Origin of the sequence: Pseudomonas paralactis (assembly GCF_001439735.1) — a bacterium.
GTDB classification, from domain to species: Bacteria; Pseudomonadota; Gammaproteobacteria; order Pseudomonadales; family Pseudomonadaceae; genus Aquipseudomonas; species Aquipseudomonas paralactis.
In genome coordinates, this window is record NZ_JYLN01000004.1 from 310,177 (window position 1) to 325,189 (window position 15,013).

The window sequence follows — 15,013 nt, forward strand, 5'->3', positions numbered from 1 at the left end:
TCGTCTGTAGGAACTCGGTCAATGTGGGTGCTGGCAAGCCAGCTCCCACATTGATCTCATTTCAATTACCAAAAGTGCCTAGCGTTCATGTACATAGGTACCCGGCGCCGCTTCGGCGGCGGTATAGGTTTTATTGCCTAATATAGTCGGGGCTTTTTTCAGTTTTCCCGCCCGCTCCGCCTGCCACACCTGCCAATGCAACCACCACGAATCGGTGTGTTTGGTGGCGTTCTCCTGCCACTCCAACGCACTGCCCGACAAGCCCTCGCTGGTCTGGTAGCGTGCCTTGGGGTTGCCCGGCGGGTTAAGGATGCTTTGAATGTGCCCACTGCTGGACAGCACGAACTCGACCTTGCCGCCAAACAACTGCGCCGATTTGTAGCAGGACTGCCACGGCGTGATGTGGTCGTTGGTGCCGGCCAGGGAGTAGATGTCAGCAGTGACCTGCTTGAGGTCGATGGGCGTGCCGCACACTTCCAGGGCGTTGGCGCGTACCAATGGGTTGTTTTTGAACAGTTCGATCAGGTCGCCATGGAACGCGGCCGGCAAGCGGGTGGTGTCGTTGTTCCAGAACAGGATGTCGAACACCGGCGGTTCGTTGCCCAGCAGGTAATTGTTGACCCAGTAGTTCCAGATCAGATCGTTGGGACGCATCCAGGCAAATACCTTGGCCATGTCGCGGCCTTCCAGCACACCGGCCTGGTAGGAATGGCGCTTGGCCGCTTCCAGGGTCTGTTCATCCACAAACAGCGCCACCTGGGTGTCCAGGGTGGTATCCAGCACGCTCACCAACAGCGTCAGGGCGTTGACCTTCTTCTCGCCCAGCGCCGCGTAGTGGCCCAACAGTGCGGTGCAGGTGATGCCGCCGGAGCAGGCACCCAGCATATTCACATCCTTGCTGCCCGTGATCGCCGTGACCACGTCCACTGCTTCCTTGAGCGCCTCGATATAAGTCGACAGGCCCCATTCGCGCTGGGCCTTGGTAGGGTTGCGCCAACTGACGATAAAGGTCTGCTGGCCATTGCGCAGGCAAAAGCGCGCCAGGCTTTTATCCGGGCACAGGTCGAAGACGTAGAATTTGTTGATCTGCGGCGGCACCACCAGCAGCGGGCGCTCATGCACCTGCTCGGTAATGGGCTTGTACTGGATCAGCTCCAGCACATCGTTGCGAAACACCACCGCGCCTTCGCTGGTGCCCAGGGTCTTGCCGACCTCAAAGGCACCCATGTTGACTTGGCTCGGCATACCGCCGTTGTGCACCATGTCTTTGGCCAGGTGGGACAAACCGTCGAGCAGGCTTTTGCCGCCGGTTTCAAAGAAGCGCTTGACCGCCGCCGGGTTGGCCGCGCTGTTGGTGGGGGCCATGGCTTCGGTCATCAGGTTGATCACGAAGTGGCCGCGGCTGATGTCTTGTGCCGACAGGTTGCTGTCGTCGATCCAGTCGTGCAGTTCCTTGCGCCACGCCAGGTAAGTCTGCAAATAACGTTTGTAGAGCGGGTTCTGGCTCCAGGCCGGGTCGTTGAAACGACGGTCGTCGCCTTCAGGCGCCAGCTGGGATTTGCCGAACATCACATTCTTCAACTCGACGCCAAAGTGGGCGACGTGCTTGACGCTGTGCAACGGTTGCTTGATGGCTTGGGTCAGCACCATCTTGGCCGAGGCCAGTAAATCCTTTTTGCGTAACGCGATGATCGGGTTCAACCCCAGGGTGTTTTCCGAGGCCTGGCGTTTCAAGTCATCGTTATTCTTGTTACTCATCTACGACGCTCCATTGTCCGAAAGACGAGTACCGGCGATTGCTGCGCACCCAATTTCGATACACGACACCAGCCTGGTACTGCGACCCGGGTGACCGTTGATACCGCATCGTCAAATGCAGGGAACTTGCCAGCTCCATTGGTTACCCGAGTTTATTTTTTTTCGCAAGCGGGCCGATCATTGGCCACGCGACAGGGCATTCAAGCAGATGAAATTAGAAAATGCGCTCTAAACACCAAGAGGCCTGTGCTAGAGCATCAGCCGCACGACCGACTCACTCGGGTCGCGGGTTTTTCCGGCGGCTTTGAGCTCGGCCAGGTAGTCGGCCCATAGCGCGTCCTGACGTACGGCTAATTGGTAGAGGTAGTCCCAGGTGAACAGTCCGCTGTCATGGCCGTCGTCGAAGGTCAATTTCAGTGCGTACTGACCAGCCGGTTCCAGCTTGATCAACCTGACGTTGAGCTTGCCGAATTGCAGGATGGGTTTGCCGTGGCCCTGGACCTCGGCGGAAGGGGAGTGCACCCGCAGGAACTCGGCGGGCAGTTGGTAAACCTCGTCGGGACCGTAGGTAAGGCCGAGGGTGTTGGAGGTTTTGTGCAGGTTTACTGCGGTAGGAAATTTCGACATTGGAGATAACCCTGTAGGAACCGGCTCAAAATGTGAGAGGGACCCATGTGGGAGCCGGGCTTGCCCGCGATGCAGGCACCTCGGTGTTTCAGGAACACTGAGGTGATGCTATCGCAGGCAAGCCAGCTCCCACACAAGCCACTCTCACATTGAGTGAGGCTTACAGGATATAACGAGACAAGTCTTCGTTCTGCGCCAATTCGCCCAAGTGGCTGTTGACGTAGTCAGCATCGATCTTGATCGCTTCGCCATTCTGCGCACCGGCCATGTCGCCGGCACTGAACGACACTTCCTCCAGCAAGCGCTCAAGCAAGGTATGCAGGCGACGGGCACCGATGTTCTCGGTCTTCTCGTTGACCTGCCAGGCGATCTCCGCCAAACGCTTGATACCGTCCGCCTGGAACTCGATACCCAGGCCCTCGGTTTTCAGCAACTCACGGTACTGCTCGGTAAGCGAAGCGTGGGGTTCGCTGAGGATGCGCTCGAAGTCGCCGGGGGTCAGCGCCTTGAGTTCCACACGAATCGGCAGGCGGCCTTGCAGCTCGGGTACCAGGTCGCTTGGCTTGCTCAGGTGGAACGCGCCGGAGGCGATAAACAGAATGTGGTCAGTTTTGACCATGCCCAGCTTGGTGTTGACGGTGCAGCCTTCGATCAGCGGCAACAGGTCACGCTGTACACCCTCGCGGGATACATCGACGCCGCCGGAGTTGCCGCGCTTGGCCACCTTGTCGATCTCATCGATAAACACGATGCCGTGCTGCTCGACCGCTTCCAGGGCCTTGGCCTTGAGTTCTTCCTCATTGACCAGGCGCCCGGCTTCTTCGTCGCGCACCAGCTTCAGCGCTTCTTTCACCTTGAGCTTGCGGCTTTTCTTCTTGCCCTTGCCCATGTTGGCGAACAGGTTCTGCAACTGGCTGGTCATTTCTTCCATGCCAGGCGGGGCAGAAATATCCACGCCGGACACTTCAGCCACTTCGATTTCGATTTCCTTGTCATCGAGCTGGCCTTCACGCAGGCGCTTGCGGAACAGCTGACGGGTGTTGGAATCGGACGACGGTGCGGCGTCTTCGTTGAAACCCATGCGGGCCGGTGGCAGCAGGGCGTCGAGGATGCGCTCTTCGGCGGCGTCTTCGGCGCGGTGGCTGACCTTGGTCACTTCCTGTTCGCGCAGCATCTTGAGGGCGGCATCGGCCAGGTCACGGATGATCGACTCGACGTCGCGGCCCACATAGCCGACTTCGGTGAACTTGGTCGCTTCGACCTTGATGAACGGGGCGTTCGCCAATTTGGCCAGGCGCCGGGCGATTTCGGTTTTACCGACGCCGGTCGGGCCGATCATCAGGATGTTCTTGGGCGTTACTTCAACGCGCAGTTCTTCGGGCAGTTGCATCCGGCGCCAGCGGTTACGCAGTGCAATGGCAACGGCGCGCTTGGCATCGTCCTGGCCGATGATATGGCGATTGAGTTCATGGACGATTTCGCGGGGGGTCATGGACATAGTGTCTGGCGGCCTCAAGCGGGAATAAGCCTGCGGCTTACTCGGCGAGGTCCTGCTCCTCAATGGTCTGGTTGTGGTTGGTGAACACGCAGATATCGCCGGCGATACCCAGGGCGGTCTCGACGATTTCACGGGCCGACAGGTCGGTTTTCTTCAGCAGTGCGCTGGCTGCCGCTTGGGCATAGCCACCACCGGAACCCATGGCGATCAGGCCATGCTCGGGTTCAACCACGTCGCCGTTGCCGGTGATGATCAGGGAAGCGTCTTTGTTCGCAACCGCGAGCATGGCCTCCAGGCGGCTGAGGGAGCGGTCGGTGCGCCATTCTTTGGCAAGTTCTACAGCGGCGCGCACCAGGTGGCCCTGGTGTTTCTCAAGCTGGCCTTCGAAACGTTCGAAGAGGGTAAAGGCGTCAGCGGTAGCGCCTGCGAAGCCGGCAAGCACTTGGCCGTGGTACAGGCGGCGCACTTTCTTGGCGTTGCCTTTCATCACGGTGTTGCCCAGGGAAACCTGGCCGTCGCCGCCCATGACAACTTTGCCGTGGCGACGTACTGAAACGATGGTGGTCAAGGGGAGAGTCTCCACGCAGCGGGGCGAAAATGCCCTGATGGAAACTCATATGGGGGTGGCGAGGGGGATTTCAACCGTAGGAAGGCAGGGCGGACGAGTGGTGTTTATGGGTTCAACACTTACTTGAGCACGCTGCAAACCAAAGTGGGAGCTGGCTTGCCTGCGATAGCGGTGTGTCAGTCACTGAAACATTGACTGTCACACCGCTATCGCAGGCAAGCCAGCTCCCACATTAAAACCGGGTTGGCTGCTGGATCAGCGGCTCTGGCGTTGTTGTAACAACAGGTTGCTAAACCCTGCGCCGGCCAATTGCTTTTGCGCTACGGTCAGCTGTTCACGGTTGCTGAACGGCCCTACCAACACGCGATACCAGGTCGCGTCCTTCACCGTGCCGGACTCAACCGATACCGATTGGCCTAACAGAATGATCTGCGCGCGCACGCGATCGGCGTCTGCCTGTTTCGGGAACGAGCCAGCCTGCAGGAAGAACTTGGTCACCGGTGCGGCCTTGGTGGCGGCAACCGGCGGCGCGGGTGGCGGGGTGATCCCGGCCAGTGCAGCCTGGGCGCGGGCTGTGTCGATTTTCGCCGCTTCCGCTGGGGTTACTGGCGTGGTCGGCACCTGCGGAGTCGGCAGGGTTTTCTCCGGCACGGCGTCAGGTGGGACGATCACTTCCGATTCCGGCAGCAGGGTGTAGAAGTCGTACTTGGGCTTCACCGGTGCGGTCGGGCTTGGCGCGGTCTTGTTGGCCTCGGCAATCTTCGTGGCTTTTTGCTGCTCCTGTTTGACGCGCTTGACGTCATCGCCCTGGCCGGGCTCCAGCTTCATCAGAAATACCACGAAGGCGCCGACCGTCAGGCCGATGGCCATCCACAGCCAGCCCGGGATCGGTTGTTTAGCCGGAGCCTGATAGCGGCTGGCGCCGCGCTTGGGTGCAGGTTTTTTCTTGGCAGCCAACTTACATACGCTCCAGAGTTTCCAGGCCCAAGAGTTCCAGGCCTTGCTTGAGGGTGCGTCCAGCCAGGGCGGCGAGGCGCAGGCGACTTTGTTTCTGGGCTTCGTCGTCGGCGGTCAGGATAGGGCAGTTCTCGTAGAAGCTGGAGAACAACCCGGCCACTTCGTACAAATAGGTGCACAGGATATGCGGCGTGCCTTTGTCGCCGACGCTGTTGAGCACTTCACCGAACTGCGCGAGCTTGGCCGCCAGCTCCTGCTCATGGGCGGCGTCCAGCACGATCTGGCCTTCGACTTCGCTGAAGTCCTTGCCCAGCTTGCGGAACACGCCGGCCACGCGGGTGTAGGCATACAGCAGGTATGGCGCGGTGTTGCCTTCGAAGTTGAGCATCAGGTCGAAGTTGAAGCTGTAGTCGCTGGTGCGGTGCTTGGACAGGTCGGCGTATTTCACCGCGCCAATGCCCACCACGCGGGCGATGTTGCGCAGGTCGGCCTCGGCCAGTTCCGGGTTCTTTTCCTTCACCAGGTTGTAGGCGCGCTCCTGGGCTTCGGTCAGCAGGTCGATCAGCTTGACGGTGCCGCCGTCGCGGGTCTTGAACGGGCGGCCGTCGGCGCCGTTCATGGTGCCGAACCCCATGTGTTCCATGTGCATCGGGTGGGTGACGAAGCCGGCACGACGGGCCACTTCAAACACTTGCTGGAAGTGCAGGGCCTGGCGCTGGTCGACGAAGTACAGCGCACGATCGGCCTTGAGCACGCCACTGCGATAGCGCACGGCAGCCAGGTCGGTGGTGGCGTAGAGATAGCCACCATCGGCCTTGACGATGATCACCGGCAGCGGCTCGCCGTCGGCGGTCTTGAATTCTTCGAGGAACACGCACTGCGCGCCGTTGCTCTCGACCAGCAGGCCCTTGGCCTTGAGGTCGTTGACCACGTTGATCAGGTCGTCGTTGTAGGCGCTTTCGCCCATTACGTCGGCCATGGTCAGTTTGACGTTGAGCAGCTCGTAGATTTCCTGGCAGTGGGACAGGGAAATCTCACGGAAGCGGTTCCACAGCGCCAGGCACTCCGGGTCGCCGGCTTGCAGTTTGACCACCAGGCCGCGGGCGCGGTCGGCGAATTCTTCGGACTCGTCGAAGCGCTTCTTGGCGGCGCGGTAGAAGTTTTCCAGGTCGGCCAGCTCGTTGCTGGTGATCGGGTTTTCCTGCAGATAGGCCATCAACATGCCGAACTGGGTGCCCCAGTCGCCCACGTGGTTCTGGCGGATCACGGTGTCGCCCAGGAACTCCAGCACCCGTGCCACGCCGTCGCCGATGATGGTGGAGCGCAGGTGACCGACGTGCATCTCTTTGGCCAGGTTCGGCGCCGACAGGTCGATGACCACGCGCTGGGTAGCGCCGGACTTGTGCGCGCCGATCCTGGCATCGGCCAGGGCGGCGTCCAGGCGCGAAGCCAGGGCCTGGGTGTTCTGGAAGAAGTTGATAAAGCCTGGGCCTGCGATTTCGGCCTTGGTGACACTGGCGTCAGCCGGCAGTGCGGCGATGATTTTCTCCGCCAGGTCGCGGGGTTTCATGCCGGCCGGCTTGGACAGCATCATCGCGATGTTGCTGGCGAAGTCGCCGTGGGTCTTGTCGCGGGTGTTCTCCACCTGGATCGCCGGCGACAGGCCTTCAGGCAACACACCTTCGTTGACGAGTTGGGTGAGGGCTTGTTGGATCAGCTGGCGAATGGTGTCTTTCATGGTGTTCTCTTTCGACCGCAAGCGGCGGCGCGCGATGCGCAGGTGGAAAAACTGGGCATTATCCGTGGCGAGGGCGGGCTTGCCAACCGTTCAGACTATATGGCGGACCTGCGGGCCTCTTCGCGGGCAAGCCCGCCCACATTTAAGGGTATTCACATTTCATAATGTGGGAGCTGGCTTGCCTGCGATGACGTAATTACCCTCAATACAAATCTACCGGGTCTACATCCAACGACCATCGCACCTGCCGACCGCTGGGCAGTTGCTCCAGCTCAAGCATCCAGCGACTTAATAGCCGATGCAGCGGAGCGCGGGAGGTTGCCTGCAAGAGTAGTTGAGCGCGATAACGTCCGGCGCGCCGCTCCATTGGCGCCGGCACCGGGCCGAGTAGTTCGATGCCGCTGAGGGCCAGTTCGCCCAATAAACGTTCGGCGGCGCTGCAGGCCTCATCAAGAAAGCCTTCGGCCTGCCCGGGTTTGTGGGCTTCGGCACGCAGTAACGCCAAGTGCGCAAAGGGGGGCAGGCCGGCAGCGCGGCGTTCGCTCAATGCCTGTTCGGCGAAGGCAAAATAGCCTTGCTCCGTCAGTTGAATCAGCAGCGGGTGATCGGCCAGGTGCGTCTGGATAATCACCTTGCCCGGCTCTTCGGCCCGTCCGGCGCGCCCCGCCACCTGCACGATCAGCTGCGCCATGCGTTCGCTGGCGCGGAAATCCCCGGAGAACAACCCGCCGTCGGCGTCCAGGATCGACACCAGTGTCACCCGTGGAAAGTGGTGCCCTTTGGCGAGCATTTGCGTGCCGATCAGAATGCACGGTTGGCCTTTCTGAATGGTGGCAAACAACTGGTTCATTGCATCTTTGCGCGACGTGCTGTCGCGGTCGACCCGCAGCACCGGATAATCGGGGAACAGAATGCCAAGGCGCTCTTCGGCGCGCTCGGTGCCGGCCCCTACCGGGCGTAAGTCGACTTTGCCGCACTGCGGGCAATGGCGCGGCACCCGCTCTACATGGCCGCAGTGATGGCAACGCAATTCGCCGTAGCGCTGGTGCACGGTCATGCGCGCATCGCAGCGCTCGCACTCCGACATCCAGCCGCAGTCATGGCACAGCAGGGTCGGTGCAAAGCCGCGGCGATTGAGGAACACCAATACTTGCTGGCCTGCGGCGAGGGTCTGGCCGATGGCCTGTTGCATCGGGCCGCAAATGCCGCTGTCCAGCGGGCGGCTTTTCACGTCCAGGCGCAGGAAGCGCGGTTGCTTGGCGCCGCCGGCGCGCTCGTTCATGCGTAGCAGGCCATAACGGCCGGTGTAGGCGTTATGCAGGCTTTCCAGGGACGGCGTGGCCGAGCCCAGCACAATCGGGATGTCTTCCTGGCGAGCGCGTACCAGCGCCAGGTCGCGGGCGTGGTAACGCAGGCCTTCCTGCTGTTTATAGGAGCCGTCGTGCTCTTCGTCGATGATGATCAGCCCGGGATTTTTCATCGGGGTGAACAGCGCCGAACGGGTGCCGATAATAATGTCCGCCTCGCCGTCCCGCGCCGCCAGCCACGACTCCAGGCGCTCACGGTCATTGACCGCCGAGTGCACCAGAGCGATGCGCGCGTTGAAGCGCTGCTCGAAACGCGCCAGGGTCTGTGGGCCGAGGTTGATCTCAGGGATCAGCACCAGCGCCTGCTTGCCAGCTTGCAGAGTGTCGCGGATCAGCTGCAAATACACTTCGGTCTTGCCACTGCCGGTGACGCCCGCCAGCAGGAACGCATGAAAACTGTCGAAACCGGCGCGAATCGCCTCATAGGCGGCGCGTTGCTCGGGGTTCAGCGGTAGTTCCGGCTGGGCCAGCCAATGTTCATGGCGTGGGTCCGGAGCGTGCTTGCGGATTTCTACCTGTACCAGGCCCTTGGCCAGCAGCAGGTCCAGGCTGTCCTTGCTCAACATCAGCTTGCTCAGCAGCTGATGGGCCACGCCATGGGGGTGCTGGGCCAAGGTGGCCAGGGCTTCGCGCTGACGCGGGGCACGGGCGATGCGCGGATCGTCGAGGCGCGCGCCGGGCACCATCGACCAGAACCGCTCCTGGCGCGCTTCGGCCAGTTCGCCCTGACGCAGCAACACCGGCAGCGCCCAGCTCAAGGTATCGCCCAGGCTGTGCTGGTAATACTGCGCAGTCCACAGGCACAGCTTGAACAGGGCCGGCGGAAGCGGCGGCGTGGCGTCGAGAATGGCCAGTGCCGGCTTGAGTTTTTCCGCCGGGACTTCGCTGTGGTCCGTGACCTCCACCAGGATGCCGATCATTTCCCTGCGTCCAAACGGCACGCGCACGCGCATCCCCGGTTGCAACTGCGCCCGCAGCACGCCGGCCGGAGCCCGGTAATCGAACAGGCGGCGCAAGGGGGAGGGCAGGGCTAGGCGCAAAATGGCGTCGGGCACGCGGGGCATCTCATATAAAGGCAGGCAGTGGTGCAGGGGCGCGAGCCTAGCAGAGCGGGGATGGCTTGGGTATGCCACGGTTTTCTGATGAAAGGAGGTTTTTGGCCAGTAGCGCCGCTTGCGCGTTTAAAAAGGTCTGGTAGAATCCGCGGCCTAATTACGTGCGGTATTCGACAATAGTGTCGAGTGGCGGCACGCTAGCCCGAGGAAGTGCCATGAAAGCCGATATCCATCCAGCGTACGAAACCATCGAAGTGACCTGCAGCTGCGGCAACAAGTTCGAAACTCGTTCGAACCTGTGCAAGCCACTGGGTACTGACGTATGCAACGAGTGCCACCCGTTCTACACCGGTAAGCAGAAAACTCTGGACACCGGCGGCCGTGTACAGCGCTTCGCAGATCGCTTTGGTGCTTTCGGCAAGAAGCCTGCTACTCCAGCAGAGTAAGGCTCAAAAGCCTTATGGGCTTTTGCCAGCTGTTGAAAAAGGCGTCCCTTGCGGGCGCCTTTTTTGTGCCCGGGATTTGGCTGGCGACTGCTCAGGCTGCGGTATTCTGCCCGGCGCCAGCATCCATGGCGCGGGTAGACGTGCAGCGCGTGGTGGATGGCGACACCGTACGCCTCAAGGATGGCCGCAGCGTGCGGATGATCGGCCTCAATGCGCCGGAGACCGGCAAAAAGGGCCGTACTGACGAGCCGTTTGCCGTGGCTGCGCGCCAGCGTCTACAGGCGTTGGTGCAGGCCAGTGATGGGCGTGTCGGCCTGGTGCCGGGGCGCGAAGGCAAGGACCATTACGGGCGCACCCTGGCCCACCTCTACGGCGCCGATGGCGAGAATCTGGAGGCGCAATTGCTTGCCGAAGGCTTGGGTTTTCAGGTGGGCGTGGCGCCAAACGTAGACTTGGTCGCCTGCCAGCAGGCCGCCGAAAACAGCGCCCGCCAGGCGCAGCTCGGCCTGTGGCGCCAATCGCCGGTACAGACCGCGGCGCAACTCAAGCGCTCCGGATTTGCACTGGTCACGGGCCGGGTCAGCAAGATCGAGCGCAATCGCGGCGGAATCTGGATTGAGTTGCAGGGCTCATTGGTATTACGCATTGCACCCAATCTGATCAGCCAATTCGATGCAGCCCTGCTCAATGGTCTGCAAGGCCACACTATCGAGGCGCGTGGCTGGGTGCAGGATCGCTCTCGTCGAGGACGCTTGAAAAAAGGTCAATCGCGTTGGCTGCTGCCCCTGACCGATCCCGTCATGCTGAAATCGACGCCTTGAATAAAAATTGTAGACATTTTTTATTTCGATTGTGAACAGTTGTAGCCCTTGTATCCCGTGGCTCTTGGCCAAAAGTCGTAGCCCAGGGCCCTTGACACCTGTGACTGCCCAGTCTTGTAGGGACTTTACGACACGCGTATCCTCGGCGGTCCGTCGACCAACAGTAAAAGCGGAATGCCGATATGTCTGATTTGAAAACTGCCGCTCTCGAATACCATGCCCATCCTCGTCCAGGAAAGCTGAGTGTAGAGCTCACCAAAGCCACTGCCACTGCCCGCGACCTGTCGCTGGCCTACAGCCCTGGTGTTGCCGAACCCGTACGTGAAATCGCCCGTGACCCAGAGCTGGCGTACAAGTACACCGGCAAGGGCAACCTGGTTGCAGTGATTTCCGATGGCACCGCGATCCTTGGTCTGGGTAACCTCGGCCCATTGGCATCCAAGCCAGTCATGGAAGGCAAAGGCGTGCTGTTCAAGCGCTTCGCCGGCATCGACGTTTTCGACATCGAAGTCGATTCCGAGAGCCCGCAGGCTTTCATCGACACGGTCAAGCGCATTTCCATCACCTTCGGTGGCATCAACCTGGAAGACATCAAGGCACCTGAGTGCTTCGAGATCGAAAAGGCCCTGATCGAGCAGTGCGACATTCCGGTATTCCACGATGACCAGCACGGCACCGCGATCGTTACCGCAGCCGGCATGATCAACGCCCTGGAAATCGCCGGCAAAACCCTGGGTGAGGCGAAGATCGTCTGCCTGGGCGCTGGTGCTGCGGCCATTTCCTGCATGAAGCTGATCATCAGCATGGGCGCCAAGCTGGAAAACATCTACATGGTCGACAGCAAGGGCGTGATCCAGTCCGAGCGTACCGACCTGAACCAGTACAAGGCGATGTTTGCCCATCCGTCCTCCAAGCGCACCCTGGCTGACGCCCTCGACGGTGCCGACGTGTTCGTTGGCCTGTCCGGCCCGAACCTGCTGAGCGCTGAAGGCCTCAAATCAATGGCGCCGAACCCGATCGTGTTCGCCTGCTCCAACCCGGATCCGGAAATCTCGCCTGAGCTGGCTCACGCCACCCGCAGCGACGTGATCATGGCCACCGGCCGTTCGGACTACCCGAACCAGGTCAACAACGTACTGGGCTTCCCGTTCATCTTCCGTGGTGCCCTGGACGTTCGCGCCAAGCGCATCAACGAAGAAATGAAAGTAGCGGCCGCCAACGCCCTGCGTGAACTGGCCAAGCTGCCGGTGCCTCAGGATGTCTGCGACGCCTACGGCGGTGCCAAGCTGGAGTTCGGTCGTGAGTACATCATTCCAAAGCCAATGGACAAGCGCCTGATCACCCTGATCTCCGATGCCGTGGCCAAGGCCGCGATCGAGACCGGTGTAGCAACCCTGCCGTATCCAAAGAACTACCCGCTGCAAAGCGTGGATGATGTGTTCAACGGCTAAGCCGTTTAGCGCACCAACAAAAAGCCCCGGCTCTCGCGAGTCGGGGCTTTTTGTTGGCTGGCAATTATCTCAAGAGTTAAACGTACATTCGCCCTCTGTAGGAGCGAGCTTGCTCGCGAAAAACGTCAACGATAACGCGTGCTGTCTGAATGAACGCGGCGCCTGTCAGTTTTTCGCGAGCAAGCTCGCTCCTACAGGCGTTAGGGCAAGCCCTCTCTTACATTTACAGCTATGTTGCGTCTTGGATCGGGTTAGAACAAATCGATCGGCGCGCCTTCATCCGCCGGCAGCGGGCTGCCCGGTGCCACGCCATTGCCCAGTTCGTTGACTGACGGCGGCGTGTCTTCGCTCTTGAACAGTTCGAAGTAGGCATTGGGCGTGCTCGGCGAAGCCGCACGGCCGCTGATCGGGTCAATGCGCAGGCTCAGGATGCCTTCCGGCTCCGGCTGGGTGTGCAGCGGCTTGTCCTTGAGCGCGGCGCCCATGTAGCTCATCCAGATCGGCAGCGCGACGGTGCCACCAAACTCGCGGCGGCCCAGGCTTTCCGGCTGGTCGTAGCCCGTCCATACCGTGGTCACATAGTCGCCGTTATAACCGGAGAACCAGGCATCCTTGGATTCGTTGGTGGTACCGGTCTTGCCGGCGATGTCCGCACGGCCCAGGGCCAGTGCGCGGCGGCCGGTACCCTTCTTGATTACGTCTTGCAGGATGCTGTTGAGGATATAAGTGGTACGGCCATCCACGATGCGCTCGGCAACTGCTGGCGCTTGCGGTTCGGCGGGTGCGCCGGCGTTTGCGGCCGCTGGCGTACCTGGCGTACCTGGCGTCGGCTCGATGGTGATACCGCCGTTGCTCGGTGCCGCCAGCCCGTCGGTTGCGGCCACGCCATTGACCACATCACCGGGCACTCGTGGCGGGTTGGCGGTGAACAGGGTGTCGCCATTGCGGCTTTCGATCTTGTCGATCAGGTACGGCGCGATCTTGTAGCCGCCGTTGGCAAAGGTGCTCCAGCCGGTGGCGATTTCCATCGGCGTCAGGGTTGCGGTACCCAGCGCCAGCGACAGGTTGGGCGGCAGGTCCGACTTGGCGAAGCCGAAGCGCGTCATGTAGTCGATGGTCTTGCCCACGCCCATGGCCTGCAACAGGCGGATCGACACCAGGTTGCGCGACTTGTACAGCGCCTCGCGGATGCGGATCGGACCCAGGAAGGTGTTGTTGTCGTTCTTCGGACGCCAGACCTTGTCCAGGTATTCGTCGACAAACACGATCGGCGCGTCGTTGACCAGGCTGGCGGCGGTGTAGCCGTTGTCCAGGGCGGCGCTGTAGACGAATGGCTTGAAGCTTGAACCCGGCTGGCGCTTGGCCTGGATCGCGCGGTTGTAGTTGCTCTGCTCAAAGGCAAAGCCGCCTACCAGCGCGCGGATTGCGCCGTTCTGCGGATCAAGGGATACCAGGGCGCCCTGGGCAATTGGCACCTGGCTGAATTTGAGGCTGTCATCCTTCTGGCGTTGCACGCGGATCAAATCACCCACCTTGGCCACGTCGGACGGTTGCTTGGGCATCGGGCCCATGCTGTTGGTGTTCAGGAACGGGCGCGCCCATTTCATGCTGTCCCAGGCCACGTGGGCTTCGCCGGCGCGGGTCAACACTTGGATGCCATCTTTGGTCACCTCGGTGACGATGGCCGGCTCCAGGCCGCTGATCGAGCGCTGTTTGCCCAGTTCGGTGGTCCAGGCACTCAGGGTCTTGCCCGGCAGGCGCGACTCGGGGCCGCGGTAGCCGTGACGCTGATCATAAGTGATCAAGCCTTCATGCACCGAGTGGTTGGCGATTTCCTGCAAGTTACTCGGAACCGTCGTGGTCACGCGAAAGCCTTCGGTGTAGGCATCGCTGCCATAACGGCCAACCATTTCGGCACGGGCCATTTCGGCGATATACGGCGCATTCACTTCCGGCGTCGGCACGTGATAACTGGCGTTCAGCGGCTCGGCCACGGCGCTTTCGTAAGCGGCCTGGTCGATCTTGCCCAGCTTGTACATGCGCCCCAGGATCCAGTCGCGACGTTCTTTGCTGCGCGCCGGGTTGGCCAGCGGGTTGAAGCGCGACGGCGCCTTGGGCAGGCCGGCAATCATGGCCATCTGCGCAAGGCTGGCGTCACGAATCGATTTGCCATAGTAGACCTGGGAGGCGGCCTCAATGCCGTAGGCACGGTTGCCCAGGTAGATCTTGTTGACGTACAGCTCCAGGATTTCGTCCTTGGTCAGCTGGCGTTCAATCTGCAGCGCCAGCAGGATCTCGGTGGCTTTACGCGAAAAACTGCGCTCGCTGGTGAGGAAGAAGTTCTTCGCCACCTGCATGGTGATGGTGCTGCCGCCGGATTGAATGTGTCCGCTTTTTACCAACTGTGTGGCTGCTCGCACCAGGCTGCTGGGGTCGACGCCGTAGTGGTTGGCGAAATTGTCATCTTCTGCCGACAGCAATGCGCTGATGAAATTGGGTGGAATGTCGGCGAAACGGATCGGTGTGCGGCGCATTTCGCCGAACTCCGCGATCAGTTTTTCATCGCTGCTGTAGACCCGCAAAGGAATCTGCAACTGGATACTTCTGAGGGCCTCTACGGAGGGCAAACCCGGACTAAGGTAGAGGTAGGCCCCGCTGAGTACGAGCAGCAGCCCGCAAACGATGGCGACAATGGAGTACCCGAAAAACTTCAGCAGACGAATCAAG

At 61.0% G+C, this 15,013-nt stretch carries 11 protein-coding genes; 3 read left to right on the top strand and 8 right to left on the bottom strand.

Annotated features, from left to right (window positions below):
- Window positions 1-78: 78 nt before the first annotated feature.
- The 7 genes from phaC to TX23_RS13000 all read right to left on the bottom strand — a co-directional run bounded on the left by phaC (window position 79) and on the right by TX23_RS13000 (window position 9,568).
- Window positions 79-1,758: a class II poly(R)-hydroxyalkanoic acid synthase gene (phaC, locus tag TX23_RS12970; RefSeq protein ID WP_057702493.1), complete on the bottom strand. Its 1,680-nt coding sequence runs from the start codon at window positions 1,756-1,758 to the stop codon at window positions 79-81.
- A gap of 249 nt (window positions 1,759-2,007) precedes the next feature.
- Complete coding sequence (locus tag TX23_RS12975; protein WP_019820036.1) at window positions 2,008-2,385, bottom strand: gamma-butyrobetaine hydroxylase-like domain-containing protein; 378 nt, start codon at window positions 2,383-2,385, stop codon at window positions 2,008-2,010.
- Window positions 2,386-2,545: 160 nt separating this feature from the next.
- Window positions 2,546-3,883 (bottom strand): ATP-dependent protease ATPase subunit HslU, encoded by a 1,338-nt coding sequence (gene hslU, locus TX23_RS12980; RefSeq protein WP_003171208.1) that lies wholly within the window; start codon window positions 3,881-3,883, stop codon window positions 2,546-2,548.
- A 37-nt stretch (window positions 3,884-3,920) separates the two neighbouring features.
- Window positions 3,921-4,451 (bottom strand): ATP-dependent protease subunit HslV, encoded by a 531-nt coding sequence (gene hslV, locus TX23_RS12985; protein WP_003171209.1) that lies wholly within the window; start codon window positions 4,449-4,451, stop codon window positions 3,921-3,923.
- A 255-nt stretch (window positions 4,452-4,706) separates the two neighbouring features.
- Window positions 4,707-5,408: an SPOR domain-containing protein gene (locus TX23_RS12990; protein WP_005784023.1), complete on the bottom strand. Its 702-nt coding sequence runs from the start codon at window positions 5,406-5,408 to the stop codon at window positions 4,707-4,709.
- Between the two features lies 1 nt (window position 5,409).
- On the bottom strand, window positions 5,410-7,146 hold the full coding sequence (gene argS, locus TX23_RS12995; RefSeq protein ID WP_057702494.1) for an arginine--tRNA ligase: 1,737 nt from the start codon (window positions 7,144-7,146) through the stop codon (window positions 5,410-5,412).
- 202 nt (window positions 7,147-7,348) lie between these two features.
- The gene (locus TX23_RS13000) at window positions 7,349-9,568 is read right to left on the bottom strand and encodes a primosomal protein N' (protein ID WP_057702709.1); all 2,220 of its coding nucleotides are present in this window, start codon (window positions 9,566-9,568) and stop codon (window positions 7,349-7,351) included.
- A 215-nt stretch (window positions 9,569-9,783) separates the two neighbouring features.
- Between TX23_RS13000 and rpmE the strand changes: the two genes are divergently transcribed.
- The 3 genes from rpmE (at window position 9,784) to TX23_RS13015 (ending at window position 12,286) form a co-directional block, all read left to right on the top strand.
- Complete coding sequence (gene rpmE, locus TX23_RS13005; RefSeq protein WP_049710411.1) at window positions 9,784-10,014, top strand: 50S ribosomal protein L31; 231 nt, start codon at window positions 9,784-9,786, stop codon at window positions 10,012-10,014.
- A gap of 14 nt (window positions 10,015-10,028) precedes the next feature.
- The gene (locus TX23_RS13010; RefSeq protein WP_057702495.1) at window positions 10,029-10,835 is read left to right on the top strand and encodes a thermonuclease family protein; all 807 of its coding nucleotides are present in this window, start codon (window positions 10,029-10,031) and stop codon (window positions 10,833-10,835) included.
- Between the two features lie 182 nt (window positions 10,836-11,017).
- Window positions 11,018-12,286, top strand: coding sequence for a malic enzyme-like NAD(P)-binding protein (locus TX23_RS13015; RefSeq protein WP_005784034.1), 1,269 nt, complete (start codon window positions 11,018-11,020; stop codon window positions 12,284-12,286).
- A gap of 251 nt (window positions 12,287-12,537) precedes the next feature.
- Here TX23_RS13015 and TX23_RS13020 read toward each other — a convergent pair whose 3' ends face one another.
- Entirely contained in the window at window positions 12,538-15,009 is a 2,472-nt protein-coding gene (locus tag TX23_RS13020; RefSeq protein WP_407071381.1) for a penicillin-binding protein 1A, read from the bottom strand.
- Between the last annotated feature and the right edge of the window lie 4 nt (window positions 15,010-15,013).

What these genes read in the sequence shown, in the direction of transcription:
- argS (WP_057702494.1), bottom strand. Translation starts at nt 7,146, where the DNA reads ATGAAAGACACCATTCGCCAGCTGATCCAACAAGCCCTCACCCAACTC.
- TX23_RS12975 (WP_019820036.1), bottom strand. Translation starts at nt 2,385, where the DNA reads ATGTCGAAATTTCCTACCGCAGTAAACCTGCACAAAACCTCCAACACC.
- phaC (WP_057702493.1), bottom strand. Translation starts at nt 1,758, where the DNA reads ATGAGTAACAAGAATAACGATGACTTGAAACGCCAGGCCTCGGAAAAC.
- hslU (WP_003171208.1), bottom strand. Translation starts at nt 3,883, where the DNA reads ATGTCCATGACCCCCCGCGAAATCGTCCATGAACTCAATCGCCATATC.
- rpmE (WP_049710411.1), top strand. Translation starts at nt 9,784, where the DNA reads ATGAAAGCCGATATCCATCCAGCGTACGAAACCATCGAAGTGACCTGC.
- TX23_RS13010 (WP_057702495.1), top strand. Translation starts at nt 10,029, where the DNA reads ATGGGCTTTTGCCAGCTGTTGAAAAAGGCGTCCCTTGCGGGCGCCTTT.
- TX23_RS13015 (WP_005784034.1), top strand. Translation starts at nt 11,018, where the DNA reads ATGTCTGATTTGAAAACTGCCGCTCTCGAATACCATGCCCATCCTCGT.